23 protein-coding genes are annotated in these 23,636 nt (G+C 46.4%); 18 read left to right on the plus strand and 5 right to left on the minus strand.

Annotated elements, in window-relative coordinates:
- Positions 1 to 2 precede the first annotated feature (2 nt).
- Both ABF86_RS02255 and ABF86_RS02260 read left to right on the plus strand, forming a co-directional pair.
- The gene (locus tag ABF86_RS02255) at positions 3 to 527 is read left to right on the plus strand and encodes an invasion associated locus B family protein (protein WP_011633559.1); all 525 of its coding nucleotides are present in this window, start codon (positions 3 to 5) and stop codon (positions 525 to 527) included.
- Positions 528 to 534: 7 nt separating this feature from the next.
- A complete protein-coding gene (locus ABF86_RS02260; RefSeq protein ID WP_011633560.1) occupies positions 535 to 882 on the plus strand; it encodes an arsenate reductase family protein in 348 nt (115 codons plus the stop codon).
- Positions 883 to 939: 57 nt separating this feature from the next.
- Here ABF86_RS02260 and rplS read toward each other — a convergent pair whose 3' ends face one another.
- From rplS to rpsP, 4 genes are read right to left on the minus strand one after another with little or no spacing between them, the layout of a single operon-like run.
- Entirely contained in the window at positions 940 to 1,329 is a 390-nt protein-coding gene (rplS, locus tag ABF86_RS02265; RefSeq protein WP_011633561.1) for a 50S ribosomal protein L19, read from the minus strand.
- Entirely contained in the window at positions 1,301 to 2,143 is an 843-nt protein-coding gene (gene trmD / locus ABF86_RS02270) for a tRNA (guanosine(37)-N1)-methyltransferase TrmD (protein WP_041353418.1), read from the minus strand. The genes rplS and trmD overlap by 29 nt, the downstream gene beginning before the upstream one ends.
- Positions 2,144 to 2,153: 10 nt before the next feature.
- Positions 2,154 to 2,660, minus strand: coding sequence for a ribosome maturation factor RimM (gene rimM / locus ABF86_RS02275; protein ID WP_011633563.1), 507 nt, complete (start codon positions 2,658 to 2,660; stop codon positions 2,154 to 2,156).
- Between the two features lie 40 nt (positions 2,661 to 2,700).
- The gene (rpsP, locus tag ABF86_RS02280) at positions 2,701 to 2,958 is read right to left on the minus strand and encodes a 30S ribosomal protein S16 (RefSeq protein WP_011633564.1); all 258 of its coding nucleotides are present in this window, start codon (positions 2,956 to 2,958) and stop codon (positions 2,701 to 2,703) included.
- Between the two features lie 230 nt (positions 2,959 to 3,188).
- Here rpsP and ABF86_RS02285 point away from each other — a divergent pair, with 230 nt between their 5' ends.
- The 11 genes from ABF86_RS02285 (at position 3,189) to greA (ending at position 16,623) form a co-directional block, all read left to right on the plus strand.
- A complete protein-coding gene (locus tag ABF86_RS02285; RefSeq protein ID WP_011633565.1) occupies positions 3,189 to 4,469 on the plus strand; it encodes a (Fe-S)-binding protein in 1,281 nt (426 codons plus the stop codon).
- A 53-nt stretch (positions 4,470 to 4,522) separates the two neighbouring features.
- Positions 4,523 to 5,149 (plus strand): 2-polyprenyl-3-methyl-6-methoxy-1,4-benzoquinone monooxygenase, encoded by a 627-nt coding sequence (gene coq7, locus ABF86_RS02290; RefSeq protein ID WP_011633566.1) that lies wholly within the window; start codon positions 4,523 to 4,525, stop codon positions 5,147 to 5,149.
- A 33-nt stretch (positions 5,150 to 5,182) separates the two neighbouring features.
- Positions 5,183 to 5,743 (plus strand): YqgE/AlgH family protein, encoded by a 561-nt coding sequence (locus ABF86_RS02295; protein ID WP_011633567.1) that lies wholly within the window; start codon positions 5,183 to 5,185, stop codon positions 5,741 to 5,743.
- Positions 5,736 to 6,209 carry a Holliday junction resolvase RuvX gene (ruvX, locus tag ABF86_RS02300; RefSeq protein ID WP_011633568.1) on the plus strand — a complete coding sequence of 158 codons (474 nt, stop codon included), beginning with the start codon at positions 5,736 to 5,738 and terminating at the stop codon, positions 6,207 to 6,209. Before ABF86_RS02295 ends, ruvX begins: the two co-directional genes overlap by 8 nt.
- Positions 6,196 to 6,699: a bifunctional pyr operon transcriptional regulator/uracil phosphoribosyltransferase PyrR gene (gene pyrR / locus ABF86_RS02305; protein ID WP_011633569.1), complete on the plus strand. Its 504-nt coding sequence runs from the start codon at positions 6,196 to 6,198 to the stop codon at positions 6,697 to 6,699. The genes ruvX and pyrR overlap by 14 nt, the downstream gene beginning before the upstream one ends.
- Positions 6,700 to 6,886: 187 nt before the next feature.
- Positions 6,887 to 7,837, plus strand: coding sequence for an aspartate carbamoyltransferase catalytic subunit (locus ABF86_RS02310; protein ID WP_074684690.1), 951 nt, complete (start codon positions 6,887 to 6,889; stop codon positions 7,835 to 7,837).
- A 14-nt stretch (positions 7,838 to 7,851) separates the two neighbouring features.
- Complete coding sequence (locus ABF86_RS02315) at positions 7,852 to 9,123, plus strand: dihydroorotase (RefSeq protein WP_074684691.1); 1,272 nt, start codon at positions 7,852 to 7,854, stop codon at positions 9,121 to 9,123.
- Between the two features lie 123 nt (positions 9,124 to 9,246).
- Positions 9,247 to 11,352: a M3 family metallopeptidase gene (locus ABF86_RS02320; RefSeq protein ID WP_074684692.1), complete on the plus strand. Its 2,106-nt coding sequence runs from the start codon at positions 9,247 to 9,249 to the stop codon at positions 11,350 to 11,352.
- Positions 11,353 to 11,587: 235 nt separating this feature from the next.
- Positions 11,588 to 12,739, plus strand: a complete 1,152-nt coding sequence (gene carA / locus ABF86_RS02325) for a glutamine-hydrolyzing carbamoyl-phosphate synthase small subunit (RefSeq protein WP_074684747.1) — start codon at positions 11,588 to 11,590, stop codon at positions 12,737 to 12,739.
- Positions 12,740 to 12,764: 25 nt separating this feature from the next.
- Complete coding sequence (gene carB, locus ABF86_RS02330; RefSeq protein WP_074684693.1) at positions 12,765 to 15,962, plus strand: carbamoyl-phosphate synthase large subunit; 3,198 nt, start codon at positions 12,765 to 12,767, stop codon at positions 15,960 to 15,962.
- A 184-nt stretch (positions 15,963 to 16,146) separates the two neighbouring features.
- Positions 16,147 to 16,623 (plus strand): transcription elongation factor GreA, encoded by a 477-nt coding sequence (greA, locus tag ABF86_RS02335; RefSeq protein ID WP_011633575.1) that lies wholly within the window; start codon positions 16,147 to 16,149, stop codon positions 16,621 to 16,623.
- Positions 16,624 to 16,637: 14 nt separating this feature from the next.
- Here greA and ABF86_RS02340 read toward each other — a convergent pair whose 3' ends face one another.
- Complete coding sequence (locus ABF86_RS02340) at positions 16,638 to 17,609, minus strand: L,D-transpeptidase family protein (RefSeq protein WP_074455379.1); 972 nt, start codon at positions 17,607 to 17,609, stop codon at positions 16,638 to 16,640.
- Positions 17,610 to 18,250: 641 nt separating this feature from the next.
- Here ABF86_RS02340 and ABF86_RS02345 point away from each other — a divergent pair.
- From ABF86_RS02345 to pgeF, 5 genes are all read left to right on the plus strand, one after another.
- Positions 18,251 to 20,077, plus strand: a complete 1,827-nt coding sequence (locus ABF86_RS02345) for a fatty acyl-AMP ligase (RefSeq protein WP_074455380.1) — start codon at positions 18,251 to 18,253, stop codon at positions 20,075 to 20,077.
- An 83-nt stretch (positions 20,078 to 20,160) separates the two neighbouring features.
- A complete protein-coding gene (locus tag ABF86_RS02350; RefSeq protein ID WP_074684694.1) occupies positions 20,161 to 21,084 on the plus strand; it encodes an NAD-dependent epimerase/dehydratase family protein in 924 nt (307 codons plus the stop codon).
- Positions 21,085 to 21,195: 111 nt separating this feature from the next.
- Complete coding sequence (locus tag ABF86_RS02355; protein ID WP_074684695.1) at positions 21,196 to 21,453, plus strand: acyl carrier protein; 258 nt, start codon at positions 21,196 to 21,198, stop codon at positions 21,451 to 21,453.
- A complete protein-coding gene (locus ABF86_RS02360; protein ID WP_074684696.1) occupies positions 21,453 to 22,640 on the plus strand; it encodes an aminotransferase class I/II-fold pyridoxal phosphate-dependent enzyme in 1,188 nt (395 codons plus the stop codon). Before ABF86_RS02355 ends, ABF86_RS02360 begins: the two co-directional genes overlap by 1 nt.
- A gap of 51 nt (positions 22,641 to 22,691) precedes the next feature.
- Positions 22,692 to 23,450, plus strand: coding sequence for a peptidoglycan editing factor PgeF (gene pgeF / locus ABF86_RS02365; RefSeq protein WP_074684697.1), 759 nt, complete (start codon positions 22,692 to 22,694; stop codon positions 23,448 to 23,450).
- Positions 23,451 to 23,636: the final 186 nt, after the last annotated feature.

Raw genomic sequence — 23,636 nt, forward strand, 5'->3', positions numbered from 1 at the left:
CGATGAGATGGATATTCGCAAAAATACTGATACTGTCAGCTTCAGCTGTTTTTTTTATGACGAGTATTGCAGCGCATGCGGCTGAACCAAAATCAATCGGAGAATTTGGTGATTGGATCGCCTATGTGTACATGGAGGAAAGTAACAAGGTTTGTTATATGGTCAGCACACCCAGTAAGGAGGAAGGTAACTATACCAAGCGCGGGAGTGTTTATGCGCTGATCACCCATCGTCCCGCTGAGAAGAGCAAAAATGTGTTCAGTTTCGTTGCGGGTTACTCATTTAAACCAAACAGCGAGGTGACAGTCAGTATCGGCGGCCAGCGTTTCAAATTGTTTACTCAGAATGAAACTGCCTGGGCACCCGATTCAGCAACAGATAACAAACTGATGTCAGCGATACGCGGGGGCAATCAGATGGTGGTTAACGGGGTTTCTGCGCAGGGGACGGCAACAACTGATACTTTCGGTTTAAAAGGATCAAGTGCGGCTTATGCTGCCATTTCCAGGGAATGCGGAATTAAATGAGGCGGTTATGGGCGATAGAATAACTATTTATCAAAAACCCACCTGCAGTAAATGCCATGAAGCATTAACTATTCTTAAGGAGAGTGGTAATGAATTCGACAGTATTAATTACTACGATACCCGACTGACCATCGACATGTTGCGCGAGATTGTTCGTAAGTTGGGTATTCCAGCAAGAGGTTTGCTGCGTGCGGATGAGCCACTTGCTAAGGGTTCGGAATCAGCGAATGATGAGGAATTATTACAACTGATGGCGGCCAATCCTGATCTGATTCAGCGCCCAATTGTGATTCGCGGGGATAGTGCGGTACTGGGGCGACCCCCTGAGAAGATAAAAAAGTTACTAGGTGGTTGAAGGTTCAATTTTCGGAGCACAGGCAATTAGAATTGCCTGCGCTCCGAAGTCTGGTGGTTAATCTGCAGCAACACTTCTTTGTTGAATTCTGCGTGCAGGTAACTTTTCCCGGATTCTTGCAGCTTTGCCGGTTCTATCTCTCAGGTAATAGAGTTTTGCTCGACGTACTGCACCGCGCCGTTTGACTTCCATGCTTGCAATGAGAGGGGAGTAAGTCTGAAATGTGCGTTCTACTGCCTCTCCACTGGATATTTTTCTCACAATAAATGAAGAATTGAGTCCACGGTTGCGTTTGGCGATAACGACCCCTTCAAAGGCCTGGGTACGTTTACGATCACCTTCTACGACATTTACGTTGACCACGAGTGTATCGCCCGGCGAAAAATCGGGAATTATTTTCCCCAGCCTTTCTATTTCTTCACGTTCCAGTTGTTCGATCAAGTTCATTTCGTTGCTCCTGTTCTTTTATTGTATCTGTCGCCTGGTTGGTAATCGTCAAACATTGTAATTGCTTAAACTCCTCCAGTAATTCCTTTTCCTTGCCAGGGAGGCCTTCTGGATATTTTTCTGCTAACAAATCAGGCCTTTTTAGCCAAGTTCTACCAATTGCCTGTTGCAGGCGCCAGCGCTCTATTTTTGCGTGGTCACCGGACAACAGCACTTCGGGTACTGGTTTTTCTTTATAGATATCGGGCCGGGTATAGTGTGGATATTCCAGCAAATGATCAACGTGGGAATCTTGGCTGGCTGATTGCGTATCACCCAATGCGCCAGGTAATTGCCTGATCACCGCATCAATTAAGACCATGGCCGCCAGCTCCCCACCAGAAATTACGTAATCCCCGATTGAAATTTCTTCGTCTACCTGATCTTCTATTAATCTTTCATCAATTCCTTCGTAACGACCACAGAGCAATATGACTCCATCTAGTTTGGAAATCTGCAGAATTTTTTTATGATCCAATCGCTTGCCCTGAGGGGAAAGGTAAATGACGCTGGTTCTGCTGGTTCCATTCCTGGTCTGCCGAATTTTTGCATCTGTGATGGCCAGATCCAGCGGTTCAGCCATCATGATCATGCCAGGACCTCCACCATAAGGTGCATCATCTACCGTCCGATAACGGTTTGTGGCATAGTCGCGAGGGTTCCAGGTATGCAGACGATATAAGTTATTTTTTTTTGCTCTACCTGTTACTCCGTGTTGTGTGACAGCATCAAACATGTCGGGCAACAACGTAATGACGTCAAATTCAAACGGCATCATACAAAATTCAATAATCCAGCTCCCAATCCACCATGATTTGTCGTGATCTCATATCTACTTGCCTGACAACCTGATCTACAAAAGGAATCAATTCTTCTTTGCCGCCGGGGAGCTGAATGCGCAATACGTCATTTGCCCCTGTTTCAAATAAGCCGGCCACAGTTCCGATAAATTCACCTTGCGTGTTAACAACACTGATTCCAATCAAATCTGACCAATAGTATCCCTCTTTGCCATCTTCTGATAGTTGAGGCAGTTGACTGCGTGGTACGGCAATCAGCCACCCCTTCAGCCCAGAGGCATTCGTCCGGTCGCTATATTCTTCCAACGTAATAATCAGCAAGCTGTCGTGAACAGAGAAAGAGGTTGGATGTACTATTTGCCAGCTTTTCTCATCATTGCTGAGCCACCACACAGGATATTCCATCAATCCATCAATGTGTTCGGTGAAGGGAGTAACCTTGATCTGGCCTCTAATCCCGTGTGGGCCAATAACTCTACCCAACACAACCATTAACTCCTCGTTTATGAGAAGCCCGGCTTCACTCTGATGGCTAGGCGGGTTTTTGCTGTCTACCAAACTGTTTAACGAGCCTGGAGACGGTACTGGATAGCTGTGCTCCTTGGGATTGCCAGTGGTTCAGGCGATCCATCTGAATACGCAAACTTTCTTCGCCACCCGTAGCCCGAGGGTTGTAGAATCCCACGCGTTCTATAAATTTTCCGTCCCGATGGCGACGGGAATCGGCCACTACCATATTGTAAAAAGGACGCTTCTTAGCACCACCTCGTGCCAGTCTTACTACTACCATGTTGCCCCTTGTATAAAGTGGTTATTTGTTAACTAAAACCTGTAATTCTATGGCAATTTTCATATACTTAGCAAGCAATAAATTAAATTGCAATCCGGTGGCTATGTACTATGTATTTAAAAAGGGATCGGCCAAATTAAGGTAATCGGTGATATTAATATAATCATTCAAGTAAAAGTGTATCGTGAACAATACAATGGTTTGATTCTAATAAGGTAGCTGTAAAAGTCATGAAAAATTCAGATCATAGTTATTACTTGATTAAAGAGCTACTTGCAGAGGCCAATCGTTGCGTGGCATGTGGATTGTGTTTGCCGCATTGTCCTACTTATCACCTGACGCATTCCGAGGCGGATTCTCCGCGAGGACGTATTGCACTGATGAGTGGGGTTGCTAATAAGCACATTCCATTGAATGAGAGATTTGTTCAGCATATGGATCGCTGTCTTACTTGTCGTGCCTGCGAGAGTGTGTGTCCAAGTAACGTCGCCTATGGCCGCTTGATTAATAATGCGCGTGCCATGATTCATGAAAACTCATCCTTTGTTCAAAAAGAAAATCGAAGTGGAAAGAGTTGGTTGAGGGATTTGCTGGAACGAGAGCTGGTTGCGAAATCTGCTCGATTTGACATATTGCGGCCAGCGTTGCGTCTATTGGTCAGGAGTGGTTTGCTGTCGTTGTTGTTACGGTTGAATGTACTGAAAAGAAATGCCCTGGCTCAGTCTCTGCTATTTCTGGCAACACGCAATCTACCGGGGCAAATATGGCGTGGCTCATACCCGGCTAAGGGTTTTCTGCGCGGTGAGGTGGCGTTGTTTCTGGGTTGTGTTGCAAGGCTGGTTGATACCGAAACACTGCTTTCAACCATATCTATATTGAACCAGCTGGGTTATACAGTGCATGTGCCAAGTGCACAAACGTGTTGTGGAGCGCTTTATCAACATAGTGGTCAGGTTGATGCAGCAATGTCGCTGGCTCAACAAAATCTCCGTGCTTTTGAGGGGTTGAATATTCAGGCAATTATCAGTACTGCTTCCGGTTGTGGTGTTCAATTGGCAGAATATTCGTCACGATTAGAAGATGCCGGGTTTTCTGTGCCGGTAATGGATATTGGTCAGTTTCTCGATGCACGGGTATGGGATGAAATCAGTTTTGTGCCCTTGTCGCGAAAAATAGCGGTGCATGAGCCTTGTACGTTGCGTAATACACTGCGTGCTTCAGGCTATCTGTATTCTGTGCTGCAACATATTCCGGGAATTGAAGTAGTGGAACTACCTGGTAACGATCGGTGTTGCGGCGCGGCCGGTACCTATTTTCTTGATCAGCCAGAATTTGCAGGAGCTTTGCTTGATGAAAAATTACAAACTTTCGAACAGACCAGGGCTGATTGCCTGGTGACGGCGAATATCGGTTGTGCCTTGCATATTGCTAACGGGTTGGTGAGAAAAGGGAAAAATATAGAGGTTTTGCATCCGGTAACGTTGCTTGCTCGGCAAATGCGTATAAAATGAAAAGTAGATTGTTCTGGCTCAAGACGGGAAAAAGAGATTAGTGGAGGAATTTTATGTTGAATGTTGATAAATTGATTATTGGTTTTGATAACGCTCTGCGTACATTACTGGCTCCTGCAGCTACTTTGCGTCCTATTCCGGGGAAGGATCTGCCTGAGAATGAGTTGAGTAAGATTGAGAAACGTGAATCTGCAGCACTGATGCGTATCAATCATGTCGGTGAGGTCTGTGCCCAGGCGCTTTATCAGGGACAGGCACTGACGGCACGCAATGAACAGGTGCGTCAAGCGCTGGATCAGGCTGCACGTGAGGAAACGGAACATCTTGCCTGGACAGAGCGCCGAATTGCGGAGCTGGGCGGGCATAAAAGTTTTCTGAATCCGTTGTGGTATGGAGGATCCTTTGCGCTGGGATTGGTGGCAGGTGTGCTTGGAGATAAATGGAATCTCGGTTTTCTGGCTGAGACAGAGCGTCAGGTTGAAGCGCATCTGGCAGACCATTTACAGCGATTGCCTCATCAGGATGTTCGCAGCCGGGCCATCGTGTCACAGATGAAAGTCGATGAAGCATGCCATGCTACCATGGCGGTTTCGTATGGAGGCGGCCCATTGCCTGTGCCGATTAAAGCTGTCATGAAATTCAGCTCTGGAATCATGACACGTACTGCATACTGGGTATAGGTACGGTAAATTTTTATAGATGTCACAATCGTAATGCAAGCCATCAACCTGACCGATCATTTTCTGATTGCTATGCCGAGATTGGAGGATTCATTCTTTGCCAAAACGTTAACCTATATTTGCGAGCATAATGAACAAGGTGCTTTGGGCCTGGTTGTGAATCGATCGACTGATTTATCGGTAGAAAAACTGCTGACGCAATTAGGTATGTCCCCTCAGGATCCCGCTCTTTCCAATCTGCCGGTATTGTTGGGGGGTCCGGTGCAAGTCGATAACGGATTTGTATTGCACGAACCGGTTGGAGCATGGAGGTTTACGTTGTCTTCCAATGTGGTGACTGGTCTGACTGCTTCTATTGATATTTTGCAAGCAGTTGCTGATTGTCAGGGGCCAGAGAAAATCCTGGTTGCACTTGGTTATTCAGGTTGGGCGGCTGGGCAACTCGAACAGGAGCTAGCGCAGAATGCCTGGCTGACTGTACCCGCTCAATCCCGGATATTGTTTGAACTCTCTTTTGAAGAGCGACTACCTGCTGCCATGAAATTGCTGGGGATTGATTTTTTCAATTTGTCCAATGAAGTTGGTCATGCCTGATTCTGCCGAAGAAACTATATCTGACATGGCAAGCGTTATTTTATCCGGCACTGTGCTTGCTTTCGATTTTGGTGTGCGACGTATAGGGGTGGCTATTGGCGAATATGAATTGCGATTAGCTCATCCTTTGATGACAATTGATCAGGCGATGACTAAGCCCCGTTTTGAAAAGATTGCCGAATTAATCGAGACATGGCAACCGGTTTTGCTGGTGGTGGGGTTATCGGTTCATGCTGATGGTGCTGAACATGAGATAACCCGATTATGCCAACGTTTTGCGAGGCGACTGGAAGGACGATTCGGAATTCCAGTGGTGATGGAAGACGAGCGTTATACGACAGCGATTGCTCGTTTAACGTTGGAAGAAGTAGGCATTACAGGCAGAAAACAGCGGCCAATGCTTGATCAGATTGCAGCACAACATATCCTTCAAACTTTCTTTGATTCATCTCATGCAGCTTCCTGATGCCGAACAGCTACTGACACTGCTTATCGAAAAAATCCGATTGGATGTCACTGATAAAACGACTATTGTGGGTATTCATACCGGGGGGGCCTGGCTGGCTAGGCGTATTCATCAGGCATTGAAGATCACGCAGCCGGTAGGGGTGCTGGATATTTCTTTTTACCGTGATGATTACAGTAAAATCGGCCTTCATCCACAGGTCAGACCTTCTCAGCTCCCTTTTGAAGCTGAAAATAGTCGCATCATTCTGGTGGATGATGTGCTCTATACAGGTAGAACCATCCGTGCTGCGATAAATGAATTGTTTGATTACGGTCGGCCAGCCAGTATCCATCTGGCTGTTCTGGTGGATCGTGGCGGACGGGAGTTGCCGATTGCTGCACGGTATACAGGAGCCGTACTGACTTTGCCGGAAAGCAGCATGCTTGAACTGAGACAGGCGGATGATGGAAAACTGAGCCTGGATTTGCGTAGCATAGTAACTGAGTAATGCATATTCTGGGAGCCCACCAGCAGATTACCTCCCTTGTACTTTCATCAATATTGCCGGTCTGCTTTAAATCGCGGATTATGCTGTTGTTATCCAGATGACTCGGACTGTTTTGTGCGAAAAGATTTTATTTGTTGATATTTAAAACAAATATGTATTGTTGTAATTCTTTCGGAATTCCTGCGTAATGAGTATACATCCGCAGTTGAATAAAAATGGGGAGCTGCAGCATCTGCTTACGACAGAGGGGTTACCTGTTGCGATTTTGCGCCATATCCTTGATACAGCGGAATCATTCACTGGTGTGACAGAGCGGGATGTCAAGAAAATTCCTCTGCTGCGAGGCAAATCGGTATTCAACCTGTTTTTTGAGCCGAGTACCCGCACTCGCACAACTTTCGAAATTGCGGCAAAACGCCTTTCAGCGGATGTAATCAATCTTAGTATGGCAGTTTCATCCCAGACCAAAGGGGAAACTTTACTGGATACGGTGAACAACCTGTCTGCCATGCATGCAGATATGTTTGTGGTACGCCACAACCAGAGTGGTGCAGCGCATCTGATCGCTCGTCATGTCGGCCCGGAAATTCATGTTATTAATGCCGGTGACGGATGGCATGCGCACCCTACGCAGGCATTGCTTGATATGTTTACCATCCGTCGTTACAAACAGGATTTTCATACACTGCGTGTGGCAATTATTGGAGATATTCTGCATTCCCGAGTGGCGCGTTCACAGATTCACGCACTGACAACACTGGGAGTACCGGAAATCCGTGTTATTGCACCCAAGACGTTGTTGCCGGCCCGGGTTGAGCGGCTTGGTGTGCATGTTTACCACAACATGACACAAGGCTTGAAAGATGTAGATGTGCTGATGATGCTGCGATTGCAGCATGAACGTATGGAATCTGCGCATTTACCCAGCACCGAAGAATATTTCAAGTATTACGGACTAACACCGGGAAAACTTTTGTTAGCCAGATCTGATGCGATTGTGATGCACCCTGGTCCGATGAATCGCGGTGTGGAAATTGATTCGGAGGTGGCTGACGGTTCTCAATCGGTCATTCTACCCCAGGTAGGTTTTGGTATTGCTGTTCGCATGGCAGTCATGTCGATTCTCGCTGGAAATTAACGCTCGTATCCTCTATGCATATTTGTATCCGAAATGGCCGTCTGATTGACCCTGACAGCGGTATGGATCGTATTGGCGATCTTTATCTGGCTGAAGGCAGGATTATATCAATCGATTCCCGGCCTGAACATTTTCATGACGATCGGGAGATTGATGCAAGCGGATTGGTTGTATGCCCCGGTTTGGTTGATTTATCCGCACGTTTGCGCGAACCTGGGCTTGAGTATATGGCCACCCTGGAGTCGGAGCTGGAAGCCGCAGTAGCGGGAGGAGTAACCAGCCTCGCGTGCCCCCCGGATACAGATCCACCATTGGATGAACCGGGTCTGGTGGAGATGCTGAAGCATCGTGCGCGTAATCTTGATCGGGCACGAGTCTACCCGGTAGGAGCGCTGACTCAAGGACTTAAAGGTGAACGATTAACGGAAATGGTTGAGTTGCATGATGCCGGGTGTGTTGCTTTCAGCCAGGCAGATGCACCGATTGCCAATCTGCATGTATTGATGCGAGCCATGCAGTATGCTGCCACTTTCGGTTTCAAAGTCTGGCTGCGCCCTCAGGATATGTATCTGGCCAATCATGGTGTTGCCCATGATGGGGAGGTTGCCACTCGTTTAGGATTGCCAGCAATACCTGTGTGTGCGGAGACAATTGCGCTCACGGATATTTTGTCTCTGATGAAAGAAACTGGTGCCAGCGCACATCTATGCCGTATTTCCAGTGCCGAGGGCGTAGCGCTGGTACGTGCAGCCAAGCAGCAAGGTTTGCCGCTAACTTGTGATGTTTCCATTCACCATGTACATCTAGTTGATATGGATATTGGCTTTTTTGATGCGAACTGTCATCTTATGCCGCCACTCAGAGGTCTGGCGGACAGGGATGCATTACGCGCAGGGCTGATGGATGGGGCGATTGATGCGATCTGCTCGGATCATGCACCCGTGGATGATGATGCTAAGCTGCTACCCTTTGCCCAAGCCGAAACTGGCGCAACCGGATTGGAGCTGTTGCTGCCGCTTACGCTGAAATGGGCAATGGAAAACAGATTATCATTACCAGAAGCACTGGCAAGAATTACATCGTATCCGGCTCGGATACTGGGAATTGATGCCGGGCGATTGGTGGCAGGCGCTCCAGCTGATTTATGTATTTTTGATCCCGATGTGTACTGGGTTGTCAGTAATGCTGAGTTGAGAAGTCAGGGCAAGAATACACCTTTTCTTGGAATGGAACTATGTGGTCGCACCCGGTTTACGTTGATTAACGGGCATGTTGTGTATGGCTAGTAGCACGTATGCCTGAAGCCTATAGATTTCATCCAGATCATATTGAAATCAGGATGGTTCGATAACTAACAAAATATCCTGAGACTGCACATTAATAATAAATCCTTTGAATATATAACTGATATGAAGAACCCGTTACTTGATTTTTCCACGTTGCCACATTATGAGGAAATCCGAAATGAACATATTGCGCCAGCCATAGATGAGCTATTGCGTGATTGCCGCGCAGTGATGAATGCAGTCAAAAATACATCGGAAGTCCCGAATTGGCAGGATTTTGTGCAACCAATGGTGGATGTGAATGAGCGTCTGTCGCGTGCATGGGGGCAGGTGACACATTTGAATGCAGTCATGAATAATCCAGAGTTGCGTGAAATCTATAATACCAATCTGCCGCGTGTTACGCAGTACTATGCTGAGTTATCACAAGACCCAGTATTGTTTGAGAAATTTAAGCAATTGCGAACAGATTCGGCGTTCAATAATTTGAGTCAGGCACGCAGGAAAATTGTAGAAAACCAATTGCGGGATTTTCGGTTGGGAGGGGCTGAATTATCACCTGACGATAAAGTGCGGTTTATGCAAATTCAAGAAGAGCTGTCAGCATTGAGTGCAAAATTCAGTGATAACCTGCTTGATGCAACCAATGCATTTTCCTTGTTGATAGAAAACCGGAGTGAGCTGGCCGGGATCCCGGAAGATATATTGCAGGCAGCCAGTGAAGCAGCAGCTAAAGATACCTTAATTACTGTGCCGGGCTGGAAATTTACGCTACATGCTCCATCCTATCTGCCGGTTATGCAGTACGCAGATAACCGCAGTTTGCGTGAACAGATGTACCGGGCATATACAACGCGAGCCAGTGAGCTTGAAGTCAGTCCAGATCAGACTGTGAAGCGTGACAACATGCCTTTGATCGAACAGATCCTGCGTTTGCGTCAGGAAGAAGCCAAATTGCTAGGTTATGATTGCTATGCTCAGGTATCTCTTGCCCCCAAGATGGCAGAAACGCCGCAGCAGGTGCTGGATTTTTTGAATGAACTGGCTGCTAAAGCGAGACCCTATGCGGAAAGAGATCTGGCGGAACTACGTCAGTTTGCAGCTGATAAACTAAAGCTGACCCAACTTGAGGCGTGGGATATTGCCTATGTTAGTGAAAAGCTGCGGATCGAGCGTTATGCTTTTTCTGATCAGGAAGTCAAGCAATATTTTCCAGAAAACAAGGTGTTGTCCGGTATGTTCGGGTTGGTGGAAACGCTGTACGGGATACATATCAGTGAAGTGGAGCAGGCGCGTAATGTTCAGCGTTGGCACCAGGATGTAAGGTTTTTCGATATTACTGACGGTGAAGGCGATGTGTCGGGGCAATTCTATCTGGATCTTTATGCTCGTCCTGGCAAGCGTGGAGGAGCGTGGATGGATGATGCCGTAACGCGGCGGCGAATTGAGGTGCCAGAAATCGGCCGTTCTGAAATCCAGGTGCCAGTTGCTTACCTCACCTGTAATTTTTCTGCGCCAGTGACGATCAATGGCCATTTGCGCCCTGCGTTGTTTACGCATGATGAGGTCATTACACTGTTTCATGAGTTTGGTCATGGATTGCACCACTTGCTGACGCAGATGGATGAACTGGGGGTTTCCGGTATTAACGGCGTCGAGTGGGATGCGGTCGAACTGCCAAGCCAGTTCATGGAGAACTTTTGCTGGGAATGGGAGGTGTTGCGCGATATGGCTGCGCATGTGGAAACTGGTGATCCGTTACCACGCACATTATTCGACAAGATGCTCGCAGCCAAGAATTTTCAGAGCGGTCTTCAAACTTTACGTCAGATCGAATTTGCCTTGTTTGACATGCATCTGCACACTGATTTTGATCCACTGGGCAGCGAGACCGTGTTGCAGCGTCTGGATAAAATCCGTCAGCAGGTAGCGGTTATTATTCCGCCAGCTTTCCACCGGTTTCCGAGCAGCTTTGGACATATATTTGCTGGGGGTTATGCAGCTGGTTATTACAGCTATAAATGGGCAGAAGTATTGTCCGCCGATGCTTATAGCCTATTTGAGGAAAATGGTGTTGGCCAAGTGGTTAATGCGAAGACTGGCGAGCGTTTCTGGCATGAAATTCTTGCTGTAGGCGGTAGCCGTCCTGCGCTTGAGTCATTTGTTGCGTTTCGCGGACGCGAGCCAAAAATTGATGCACTATTGCGCCATCATGGGATGGTGGTTTGAGTAATTTTTGTATTTTGGGCGTGTTCAATATTGTTGTCAAATAATCTAGTGAGAAGCTTTGCCGAAAACAGTGGTGCTATTTCTCTGACAGGTAGCGCGATGCTCAGTGTAAAGGGCGAGCAGTTTCTGGAAAAGCTCCCGTACTCATGTATAATTAACTTTAGCGGTGTGGAATCAATTCGAACCGCTTTTTTTCTGTCTGTCTGCGTTTTGCTACAAATCATTGGGGAGTCCTGTGTCTAACCGTCCGCGCGCTGTACTCGTTTTGGCTGATGGTACTGTTTTTCATGGGGACTCAATTGGTGCCGAAGGTGTAGCTACCGGGGAAGTAGCCTTCAATACGGCTATGACCGGCTACCAGGAAATTCTTACCGATCCGTCTTACTGCCGTCAGATTGTTACACTGACTTATCCGCATATTGGCAATACCGGTGTTAATGACGAAGATATTGAATCTACGATAGATTCCAAAGTCATTCATGCGGCAGGGTTGGTGATTCGAGATTTGCCGCTCATTGCCAGCAGTTGGCGCAGCCGCCAATTATTGCCAGATTTTCTCAAGCAGCATAATGTTCCAGCAATTGCCGAGATCGATACTCGTAAGCTCACACGTATTTTAAGAATCAAAGGTGCTCAGGCGGGTTGCATCATGGCTGGTCATATCGATGAAATCGAGGCTTTACAACAAGCACGGGCTTTTCCCGGTCTGACTGGAATGGATCTGGCGCGCGTGGTTAGCTGTAACCAATCATGGGAATTCAGTGAAGGAGAATGGGATCCGGAAACAGGTTATCAGACTATAAGTGAGCGTCAATACCGGGTTGTTGTGTTGGATTTTGGTGTCAAGCGTACGATTTTGCGTAAACTGGTTGAGCGAGGTTGTCACGTTATTGTCTATCCTGCTCAAACTCGGATTGAGGAGATTCTTGCTGCCAAACCTGATGGAGTAGTACTTTCCAATGGCCCAGGTGATCCGGAAGCCTGTGGTTATGCGATTGCTACTACACGTGCATTGCTGGAAAGTGGAATTCCTGTATTTGGAATTTGTCTGGGCCATCAGCTGGTTGCTTTAGCGATTGGTGCCAAAACGATCAAGATGCGATTTGGTCAGCATGGTGCCAATCACCCGGTGTTGGATGTTGATAGCAATCGGGTGATGATTACCAGCCAGAATCACGGGTTTGCAGTCGCTACCGACACCTTGCCTGCTAATGCACGCGTTACTCATCATTCATTGTTCGACGGGAGTCTTCAGGGTTTCGAACTGACAGATCATCCTGTTTTCTGTTTCCAAGGACATCCTGAAGCAAGTCCAGGCCCTCAGGATGTTGATTATTTATTCAGTCGTTTCGTCAGTCGGATGGCGGAAAACAAGCAACCAGCCTGAGTCATCAGAACAATCTTCTACTTAAATGCCTAAGCGTACCGATCTGAAATCCATCCTCATTATTGGTGCCGGGCCGATTGTTATCGGCCAGGCATGTGAATTTGACTATTCTGGTGTGCAGGCCTGCCGGGCATTACGAGAAGAAGGTTATCGTGTCATTCTGATCAATTCCAATCCGGCGACGATCATGACTGATCCGGAGTTGACCGATGCTACCTATATAGAACCGATTACTTGGCAGGTAGTAGAAAAGGTAATCGAGATAGAACGACCGGATGCATTACTGCCGACTATGGGTGGGCAAACTGCACTTAATTGTGCTTTGGACCTGGTTCGACATGGTGTACTGGAAAAATACGGTGTGGTGCTTATTGGCGCTTCTCGTGAAGCCATTGATATGGCGGAGGATCGTGAGAAATTTAAGCAGGCGATGACGCGGATAGGGTTGCAATCGGCACGTTCTGCTATGGCGCACAGTATGGAAGAAGCCATGCGGGCGCAAGCAGTAATTGGTTACCCGGTAATTATCCGACCTTCTTTTACGTTAGGGGGGAGTGGTGGCGGTATTGCCTATAATCGGGAAGAATTTGTAGAGATCTGTGAGCGTGGCCTGGAGGCTTCACCCACACGGGAATTGTTGATCGAAGAATCTGTTATCGGCTGGAAAGAATTTGAAATGGAAGTTATCCGTGATAAACAGGATAACTGCATCATTGTCTGTGCCATCGAGAATGTTGATCCTATGGGTGTTCATACGGGCGATTCGATCACTGTTGCACCTGCCCAGACACTGACAGACAAAGAATATCAGCGCATGCGTGATGCTTCCATTGCAGTGCTTAGGGAGATCGGAGTGGAAACGGGTGGTTCCAACGTCCAGTTTGCCATTAATCCCGAAAATGGAAACATGCTTGTGATCGAAATGAATCCACGGGTATCACGTTCATCTGCGCTGGCTTCGAAAGCGACGGGTTTTCCTATTGCCAAGGTTGCAGCCAAGTTGGCGGTTGGTTATACACTTAATGAGCTGGGTAACGATATAGCAGATGGTGTTATTCCGGCCTCGTTTGAGCCGACTATTGATTATGTGGTAACCAAGGTGCCGCGTTTTGCGTTCGAGAAGTTTCCACAGGCGAATGATCGTCTGACGACACAAATGAAATCAGTAGGTGAGGTCATGGCGATTGGCCGCACTTTTCAGGAGTCACTACAGAAGGCATTGCGCGGATTAGAAACCGGTGTGGATGGACTGGATGAAAAAACTGCAGATACCGAGATCATTAAGGCTGAATTGGGCCACCCAGGGCCAGAACGGTTATGGTATGTTGCTGATGCCTTCCGTTGCAATGTTCCTTTTGATGAGGTTCATGCGCTTACCCGAATTGACCCCTGGTTTCTGGTGCAGATTGAGGATCTGGTAAGGCAAGAGCAAGCACTTACGGGCAGGCAGCTGGCTACGCTAGACCGAAGCGAGCTGCGCCAATTGAAGCGCAGTGGCTTCTCGGATCGGCGTTTGGCGGTGCTGCTTGATACAAGCCAAAGCAAGGTGCGTGCCAGACGACATCAGCTGGGCTTGCGCCCGGTCTACAAGCGAGTAGATACTTGTGCAGCCGAATTTGATACGCAGACGGCCTACATGTACTCAACCTATGAGGAAGAGTGCGAATCTCGCCCATCTGATAAAAAGAAAATTATGGTACTGGGCGGTGGACCCAATCGTATCGGTCAGGGTATTGAATTTGATTATTGTTGTGTGCACGCAGCCTTGGCATTGCGTGAAGACCAGTATGAAACAATCATGATTAACTGTAATCCGGAAACCGTTTCAACGGATTATGATGTTTCGGATCGGCTGTATTTTGAGCCTCTTACGCTTGAAGATGTGCTGGAAATTGTCGCAGTAGAAAAACCGGTTGGCGTCATTGTGCAATATGGCGGTCAGACTCCACTGAAGCTGGCGCGTGAGCTGGAAGAAAATGAAGTGCCTATTATTGGTACAAGCCCGGATATGATTGACTGTGCCGAGGATCGTGAGCGATTCCAGGCGATGCTGCAGGGTTTGGGGCTTAAGCAACCTCCTAATTTTACCGCGCGTACTCCAGAAGCAGCTTTGGCAGCAGCGGATAATATCGGTTATCCACTTGTCGTCAGACCAAGCTATGTATTGGGCGGACGCGCTATGGAAATTGTGCATGAGGCGCGTGATCTGGAGCGTTATATGCAGGAAGCCGTGAAGGTATCTAATGATTCGCCCGTGCTGTTGGATCATTATCTTAACAATGCGATTGAGGTGGATGTTGATGCGATTTTTGACGGAGAAACTGTTCTGGTAGGCGGGATTATGGAACATATTGAGCAGGCTGGCGTTCATTCTGGCGACTCTGCCTGTTCGTTACCTCCTTTTAGTCTTTCCACTTCTCTGCAAGATGAGTTGCGTAGGCAAACCGGGGCCATGGCACGTGCGCTGAATGTCAGAGGATTGATGAACATACAGTTCGCCATACAGGATAATGTTGTATATGTACTGGAAGTTAACCCCAGAGCATCGCGCACAGTTCCCTTTGTTTCTAAAGCGACTGGTTTGCAGCTGGCTAAAATTGCGGCCCGTTGTATGGCGGGAAGAACATTGGCTGATCAGGGTATTACCAGAGAAGTCCACCCAGCCCACTTTTCAGTAAAAGAGGCTGTTTTTCCATTTGTTAAGTTTTCAGGAGTCGATACCATACTTGGGCCGGAGATGAAATCGACTGGTGAGGTAATGGGAATCGGTAAAACCTTTGCAGAAGCATTTTTCAAATCACAACTTGCAGCAGGTGTTCAATTACCTGTTTCAGGCAATGTGTTTATCAGTGTCAGGGATGGTGACAAGCCGGAGGTTGTTTCGATCGCTGCGAGATTGATCAAACTGGGATTTTCGCTTTATGCTACGAAAGGTACGGCATACAGCCTATCTCAGGCTGGATTGCCAGTTGTGACTGTCAATAAAGTGGCTGAGGGCCGGCCGCATATTGTAGATATGATCAAGAATGGTGAAATCTCTCTGATCCTCAATACAGTCTCCAATAAGAGGAGTGCTGTGCGTGACTCATATTCGATTCGGCGTGCCGCTTTGCAGGCCAGAACGACTTATTATACAACGGTAGCTGGTGCGCGTGCCGCCTGTACAGGCATGGCAAATTGCCAGGAGTTGCGGGTTTATCGTTTGCAAAATCTTGTCTCCTAGGCAACAATACTCTTCAAGTTTTATGAATTCCTGCTTAAAGCTATTTCTGGTAATTAATCCCTTGCTTCTTCAATCAGATGTGGCTATGAATTCATAATTTGTAACATTAAAATGATTCGTTATTATTTAACAGATTCAACAGATTCTGTTTTTTATTGTTTTTCATAGAAAGAGAAATTAAGTTATGAATGCTATTCCAATTACGCAATCTGGTGCAGAGAAGTTGCGTGCTGAGTTGCATGAAATGAAGACTGTTCATCGTCCTGCAATAATTGCTGCTATTGCAGAAGCTCGTTCCCATGGAGATTTGTCCGAGAATGCTGAATATGATGCTGCAAAAGAAAAGCAGGGATTCATAGAAGGACGTATTGCGGAGTTGGAAAGTAAGCTATCTAATGCTCAAATTATTAATCCTGCAGCATTGAATGCGGATGGTGCATGTGTATTTGGCGCAACTGTTGATCTCGTGGATCTGGATACTAATACGGCAGTTACCTATCAGGTTGTGGGAGATGATGAAGCTGATATTAAGGAAGGTAAAATCTCTATCAGCTCTCCTATTGCGCGGGCATTAATTGGTAAATATGCGGGAGATGTGGCTGAAGTTCAAGCTCCTGGTGGTATCCGGGAATATGAAATATTGGATGTTAAATATATTTGAGTATCAGTCTTTTGTTAATCTTCAGAAATTAAAGTGGGTATACCATCTCTGGCTTGAATTGCTGACTCCAGAGCTTGTTGGTCGATTTTGATATTCCGTGTTATTCTACCGTCAGTATCCTTCGATGTTCTTTCGAAGAATTCCAAAATTGTGCGATGGATTTCCTGTTCAAAGTCGAGAGGTGTAATATTTTCTTCCTCCAGTGGTGGGTGAAGCTCGATGTATAAGAGATCACCCTGCCATCCCAGTTTGATAGGCTGATTGACTATTTGTACCGGCGTGCCTGTAGGAATAAGATTAAACAGTTCCTCGATATCTTCCGGATATAGGCGCATGCAGCCATGTGTGACACGCATCCCTACACCAAGCGGCTTGTTGGTGCCGTGGATGAGGTATCCAGGCAAGCCCAGATAGAGTGCATATTTCCCGAGAGGGTTGTCCGGTCCGGCTGGAACGACATCCAATAACGGAGGTCTGCCTTCCTCTATTGCTTCTTTCCGGAGTGATTGGGGGGGGGTCCATGTAGGGTCTTTTTGTTTTCTGACGATAGTGGTTTTGCCCAGCGGTGTGTTCCAATCCATCCTGCCAATACTGACAGGATGAGTAATAATCTCTGGTTTTTGCCCTTTTATTGGTTTGGGGAAATAATAAAGCCGCATTTCTGGTAGATTTATTACAAGTCCGGTACGTTCAGCCTGAGGAATGATAAAGCGCAGTGGCAAAATAACTTTTGCCCCTTCTTCAGGCAGCCAGCGATTTACATTGGGGTTGGCCAGCATCATTTCATCCTGGCCAATGTCATAACGGCGCGCCACATCGAGTAGAGTTTCAGAGCGACTGGCTGTGACTGTCTGAATTTGCCCGAAAATGTCTATGTCATCGGGTGGGCGTACCCAGCTGCCAGCATAAACACAAGGCATGAGTGACAACATCATGAACAGTAGCAATAAGCTGATTCTAAGTGTCTGTATATTTTGTTGTTTCATTCTATATCGTGTTGTTTGCCTGAGGGTGATAGCATCATTAAATTTATTTCCGTTTGAATAACAGGTTGGTTATTTTACCTATACTATGGCCGAATATTTAGAAGCATCAGATTAGTTATAAGAATTTATGACATCGTCTATATGATATTCGCGAGAATACTACAAATGAGTATGTGCAGATGTATCTGTTTAACGTCGATGAATCGCGGTAAATCTAACTACTGAAGAAGGAGTTTTTAATCAAGCCCTTTGCAAGACACTACAGAAAAATTCGTGAGAATGGGCTCCATGGATGGATCCGTGATATTGCGCTTGTTATGAATATGAATTTATTGCCTTCGTTGCAGCAGTCATCTCGTTTCGCAGAACACAGTGTGTGACTATATAGATGAACCAAGTAAGCATGCTGCGTAAACGTTTATTTTGGAAGTGACTGTTGCTATAATACAACACTAAATTCGGTGTTGTCTTGACAGTTAAACAGCGCTTCTATAAGCTCGCAGCCCATACATATCATGAAGTGAATACGGTGCGTGGAGCAAGATAGGCTTTTGATTATCTTGGCTAAATTGATTAATTCTTTAGTGCGCGCATTCGATCTATTCAGCAAATTGGCCATAAAATATTTCTAGGGGAAGATTTTGAGTTCGATAATAGCCAAATTGGATGTTCTGCCGGCGCAAGAAGGTAATTCCCTATCTTCCGAAGCAGGTGTTGTTTCGGCAACGCCCACAATTAATTTGTTGAACCAGAGAAGAGCTGATTTTACAACATTGGTGGAGTCGCTTGAGTACGCAGCACAAGGAGAAACTGGACATAACTTCTATGACGCGAAAGGTAATCTCAAGTCTGTACTTACATATAAAAATTTATGCGCTAATGCAAAAATAATTGCAAGACGGCTGTCTGGCCTTGGGCTGGCACGCAACAGCCGCGTTGCTCTGATTGCTGATACTACTCCGGAGTTTGTTGAGCTGTTTTTTGCCTGCCGGTTTGCGGGCCTTGTTCCATTTGCCATGCCGGTGCCCGTTAATCTTGGTAGCCGTGCGATTTATGTACAGCAGTTAAAAGGGATGCTTGGGGGCAGTGGGGCAAGCGTTGCAATAGCTAATCTTGATTTTATTGAGTTTCTCAATGAGGTAGTTGAGAGTCTGGGAAGCAGTGAACTCAAATGGAGTGGCACACCTGAGCAATTGAATCTATTACCTGAAGCTGATGTGGCGCTTTCTCCAAATACCCCGGATGAAACGGCTTATCTGCAATTTACTTCCGGCAGTACTCGTTTGCCGAGAGGAGTAGTTATTACTGAGCGGGCTTTAATGACTAATCTGCGTGGCATCGTTTGCAATGGTCTTGATGTGAGACCCGGTGATCGATGCGCTTCGTGGCTACCTTTTTACCATGATATGGGTTTGGTTGGCTTGGTGTTGGCTCCTTTGGCTGCCCAGTTATCCGTTGATTATTTGGCAACCCGGGATTTCGCTGTTCGTCCTTTGCAATGGCTTAAATTGATCAGTCGTAATCGCTGTACTATTGCCTTTAGTCAGCCTTTTGGTCTCAAGTTATGCACTTTGCGCGCACGCGATTCTGATTTAATGGATCTGGACTTAAGTTGCTGGCGTGCCGCTGGTGTTGGGGCTGAGATGATCCGGCTCGATACATTGAAAAGTTTTTCAGCCAAGTTTTCAGCAGCGGGATTTAATGAAGATGCTTTCTTGCCTTGTTATGGTCTGGCTGAATCTACTTTGGCTGTGTCTTTCCCTGATATCAATCAAGGAGTGAAAAGTTTACGTGTAGATGCCAAGACTTTGATCGAAAAAAAGATAGCAGTAAGAGTTCAGGCAGATGGCAGGAAATTTAATGAGTTTGTGAATTGCGGACGTCCGTTGCCAGGCCATGAAATCAGAGTTGTCGATGACGCTGATCAGGAAGTTCCCCATTTGATGGTGGGTAGTATTCTAGTCAAAGGGGAAAGTGTGATGAATGGCTACTTTAACAACGCGGAAGAGACTGCCAGAGCGATCAGATCAGATGGATGGTTAGATACTGGAGATATTGGTTTTCTGTTTGAAGGTGATTTATATATCACAGGGAGACGAACAGATGTCATTATTGTTAATGGTAGAAATATTCGAGCGCAGGATGTGGAAGAACTGGCTGAACAGCAGCCAGAAGTCAGAACCCGTGAAGCTTCTGCTTTTGGAATCAGCGATGAAAATGGCTCGACGTCAGTCGTTTTGGTTGTGGAATGCAGGTTGGCTTCAGCAGTAGATCGACAAGCACTCATTAACAGGCTTCAGCAGATGGTATATATGGCATTTGGGGTAAGTTGTTTGGTTGAGCTGGTGCCCCCACATACTTTGCCACGGACATCTTCAGGAAAATTATCGCGCTTTGCGGCACGACAGGGGTTTTTGCGGCGTACAAATATGGAACAACCTGCTGCTACCAGTTATACAGTCGGCTAATAGCTGATCCTTCATCAGTAAAATCTGCTTATTTCTTTAGGGGAAGGAGTCAAAATATTTCTTCTCGCATCCGGTAGTACTTTATGGTTAGAACTGTTGCAGTAACAGGTGCTACAGGATTTATTGGCCGCATACTTATTGCTAAGTTGGCTGAATCTGGATGGAAAATCCGTGCATTGGCAAGATGTATATCTTCACAAAAAGATAATCCATTCATAGAGTGGATTTCTGGAGATCTTGGTTGTAATAATGCGTTGCGCGACCTTGTTTCTGGCGCTGAAGCTGTTATACATTGTGCCGGTGTGGTCAAAGGAAAATCTTGGGATGATTTCTACCAGACCAATGTAATTGGAACGAGAAATATATTACGGGTAGCTTCTGACTCAACTTCTTGCTCAAGATTTTTATACATTTCTTCTCTGGCAGCGCGTGAACCACTTCTTTCCTGGTATGCACGAAGCAAATTTGAGGCCGAAGAACAAATCCCGAGATTTTCTGGACGGTTAGCATCTGTTATATACAGGCCGGCTGCAGTTTACGGCCCTGGTGACAAAGCGATGCTACCTTTTTTTCGATCTATGCGATACGGTATACTCCCTGTTCCTGGAAATCCGGATAATCGTTTCGGCTTGATACATGTTGATGATTTGGTTGCTGCTATTTATTGCTGGCTTGAGACAACCCGTCCCGTGGGCGGTATTTATGCAATTGATGACGGCACATCAGATGGGTACAACTATACATCGATAGCCATGATTGCACAGCAAGTTCTAGGGAAGCCGGTACGTTGTTTCCAGATACCGGCAAGCAGTATATGTATGTTGGCTCGTTTTAATTTGTGGTTGGCTCATCTTTTGAATTACGCTCCAATGCTGACACCAGGAAAGGTGATGGAACTTCAGCATTCTGACTGGACCTGTGATATTTCTTTCCTGAGGAAAGAGCTAGTTGGTTGGCATCCGACAATCAAGTTACAAACAGCCTTGCCATCACTTGTCAAAATGTAACAATATTTATTCCTGAAGCATTCGAAAATACTTCATGCGACAATACGCGACTTTCATGTTTCTCGATCCGGAAATAAATTTGTTGATATACACTGTTCCGAGATTGATCTCATGTCTAAAATAACCCAAACACAAATTACTGGACTGCTTTGTCAGCGTCTGGCTTGTTTTACAGATGTTGAAGCAGAGATATCTCCAGAAACTAATCTCATTACACATCTTGCGATTGATTCAGTCAAACTGTTGAATCTCATAATGGAAATTGAAGATCAGTTCGATATCTCAGTTCCGTTGAATGCACTTGTGGATGTCCTGACGGTTCAGGATCTTGCCAATCTGATTTATAAAATTAAATCATCATCATCATAATGAATCTGCTGGAAAAACTTGATGCAGCTGCAGCAGCAAGGAAAGCACAATTACCCGAGGGGCTCGCTGCTTTTGGTATCCCCATAGATGAATCCTACTCTGCGACGGAAGCCAGAATCGGGGAGCGTCGAGTATTAATGCTGGGTACGAACAACTATCTTGGGCTCAGCTTTTCTTCTGAATGCAGAGAGGCTGCTCATAAGGCTATTGATCGGGAAGGTACTGGTACCACCGGTTCACGTATGGCCAATGGTAATTATTACGGGCATCGGGCGCTGGAACGCGAGTTGGCAGAGTTTTATCACTGCCGCGAATGTATTGTTTTTACAACAGGCTATCAAGCTAATCTGGGAACTATTTCTGGATTGGCGGGGGCTGGTGATGTTGTGCTGATTGATGGGGATGCACATGCCAGTATCTATGATGGATGTATTCTAAGTGGAGCGGATGTTATCCGTTTTCGCCATAATGATGTAGTCGATCTTGAGAAACGTCTTCGCAGGCTGGGTGATCGCAGCCGTAATACACTGATCGTTATTGAAGGTATTTACAGCATGCTGGGTGATCAGGCTCCTCTGGCTGAGATCGTGAAATTGAAAAATGTCTACCAGAGCACTCTGCTACTTGATGAGGCGCATTCACTCGGTGTTCTTGGAGAAACCGGGCAGGGGTTGGTAGAAAAAGCCAGGATGATTGACGAAGTTGATTTTATAACTGGAACTTTTAGTAAAAGTCTGTGTGGTATCGGCGGCTTTTGCGTCAGTAATCATCCCCAGCTTAATCAGCTTCGGTATATAAGCCATCCGTACATATTTACAGCTTCCCCTTCCCCAGCAACAATTGCTTCCACACGTGCTGCTTTGAAGTTGTTGCGTGATGGGTATGCATTACGTGAACAGCTATGGAGAAATGCTCACCAGCTTTATTCCTGCCTTAAAGAAACTGGGTATTGTCTGGGCCCAGAGCCCGGACCTATAGTAGCCGTTTTACTTGACAGCCCTAAACAGGCGCTGACCCTGTGGAACGGATTGATGGCGCACGATATCTATGTAAATTTGGTGTTGCCTCCTGCTGCTCCGGAAGGAAAATCATTGGTACGTTGCAGCATTAATGCGGCGCATACTGCTGAACAAATTGGCCGGGTTTGTGAGACCTTCTCTAAACTGTATCCAGCTGTGACGCAGTGAGTGGATGCGATTACTAAATTTAGATCCTGTAATGACAAGAATTCTTGGTTAATGATTGATAGGATTGTACCGGACTGGCCTTCTCCCGCAAATGTTCGCGCCATGTTTACCACCCGTAATGTTGGGAGGGTTACGGCTGAAAAAAGAGCTTACACTGGCTTGAATCTGGCGGTTCATGTTGATGATAATCCACACGTTGTTCAACTAAATCGAAACCAGTTGCGTCAATATTTACCCGATCATCCCCGCTGGTTGACCCAGGTTCATGGTTCCAGGGCAATTTGGGTAGATTCTGATAGTGAAGCGCTGGAGGGGGATGCTGCAATGAGCCGATATCCCGGAGTGGTATGTGCAGTTCTGGTGGCGGATTGTCTCCCGGTATTATTGTGTGACATGGCAGGTAGTGTAGTGGGCGTTGCCCATGCCGGGTGGCGTGGGTTGGCCAAGGGAATTATCGAAAACACAGTTCAGGCATTACGCGAATTCAGCCATAGTGATCAAATAATCGCATGGCTTGGTCCGGCAATCAGTTCACAGCACTTTGAAGTCGGTGACGAGGTGCGAACGACATTTACCGAGTATGATTGTCAGGCAGCGCGGGCATTTTTTCCAGGAAAAGAAAAAGGAAAATGGTATGCAGATCTTTTTGAACTGGCACGCCAAAGGCTGTCTCATGCCGGGGTCTCCCAAATCTATGGTGGTAATTTGTGTACGTACAGCCATCCTGAAAAGTTTTATTCGTACCGTCGTGATGGTAAAACGGGAAGGATGGCTGGTTTATTGTGGATGACGCAGTTTCCTGATAAGTAATTCTTGTTTAATACCCGCCAAGATGGGAGCATGTGAAGTAACACGCCTGTTTTACAGTTCCTGAGCATGGATTTACCTAAAAGATCTTGACGAATTTTCTTCCTTACTAATGCTCGATTGCACATAATCCGTGAGCGATATAGTGTGCCTGTTCTGCATATTTCTGACCCATCTGGAAACATAATT

The sequence above is a fragment of the Nitrosomonas sp. GH22 genome, assembly GCF_009833115.1.
In the GTDB taxonomy this organism is placed as follows: domain Bacteria; phylum Pseudomonadota; class Gammaproteobacteria; order Burkholderiales; family Nitrosomonadaceae; genus Nitrosomonas; species Nitrosomonas eutropha.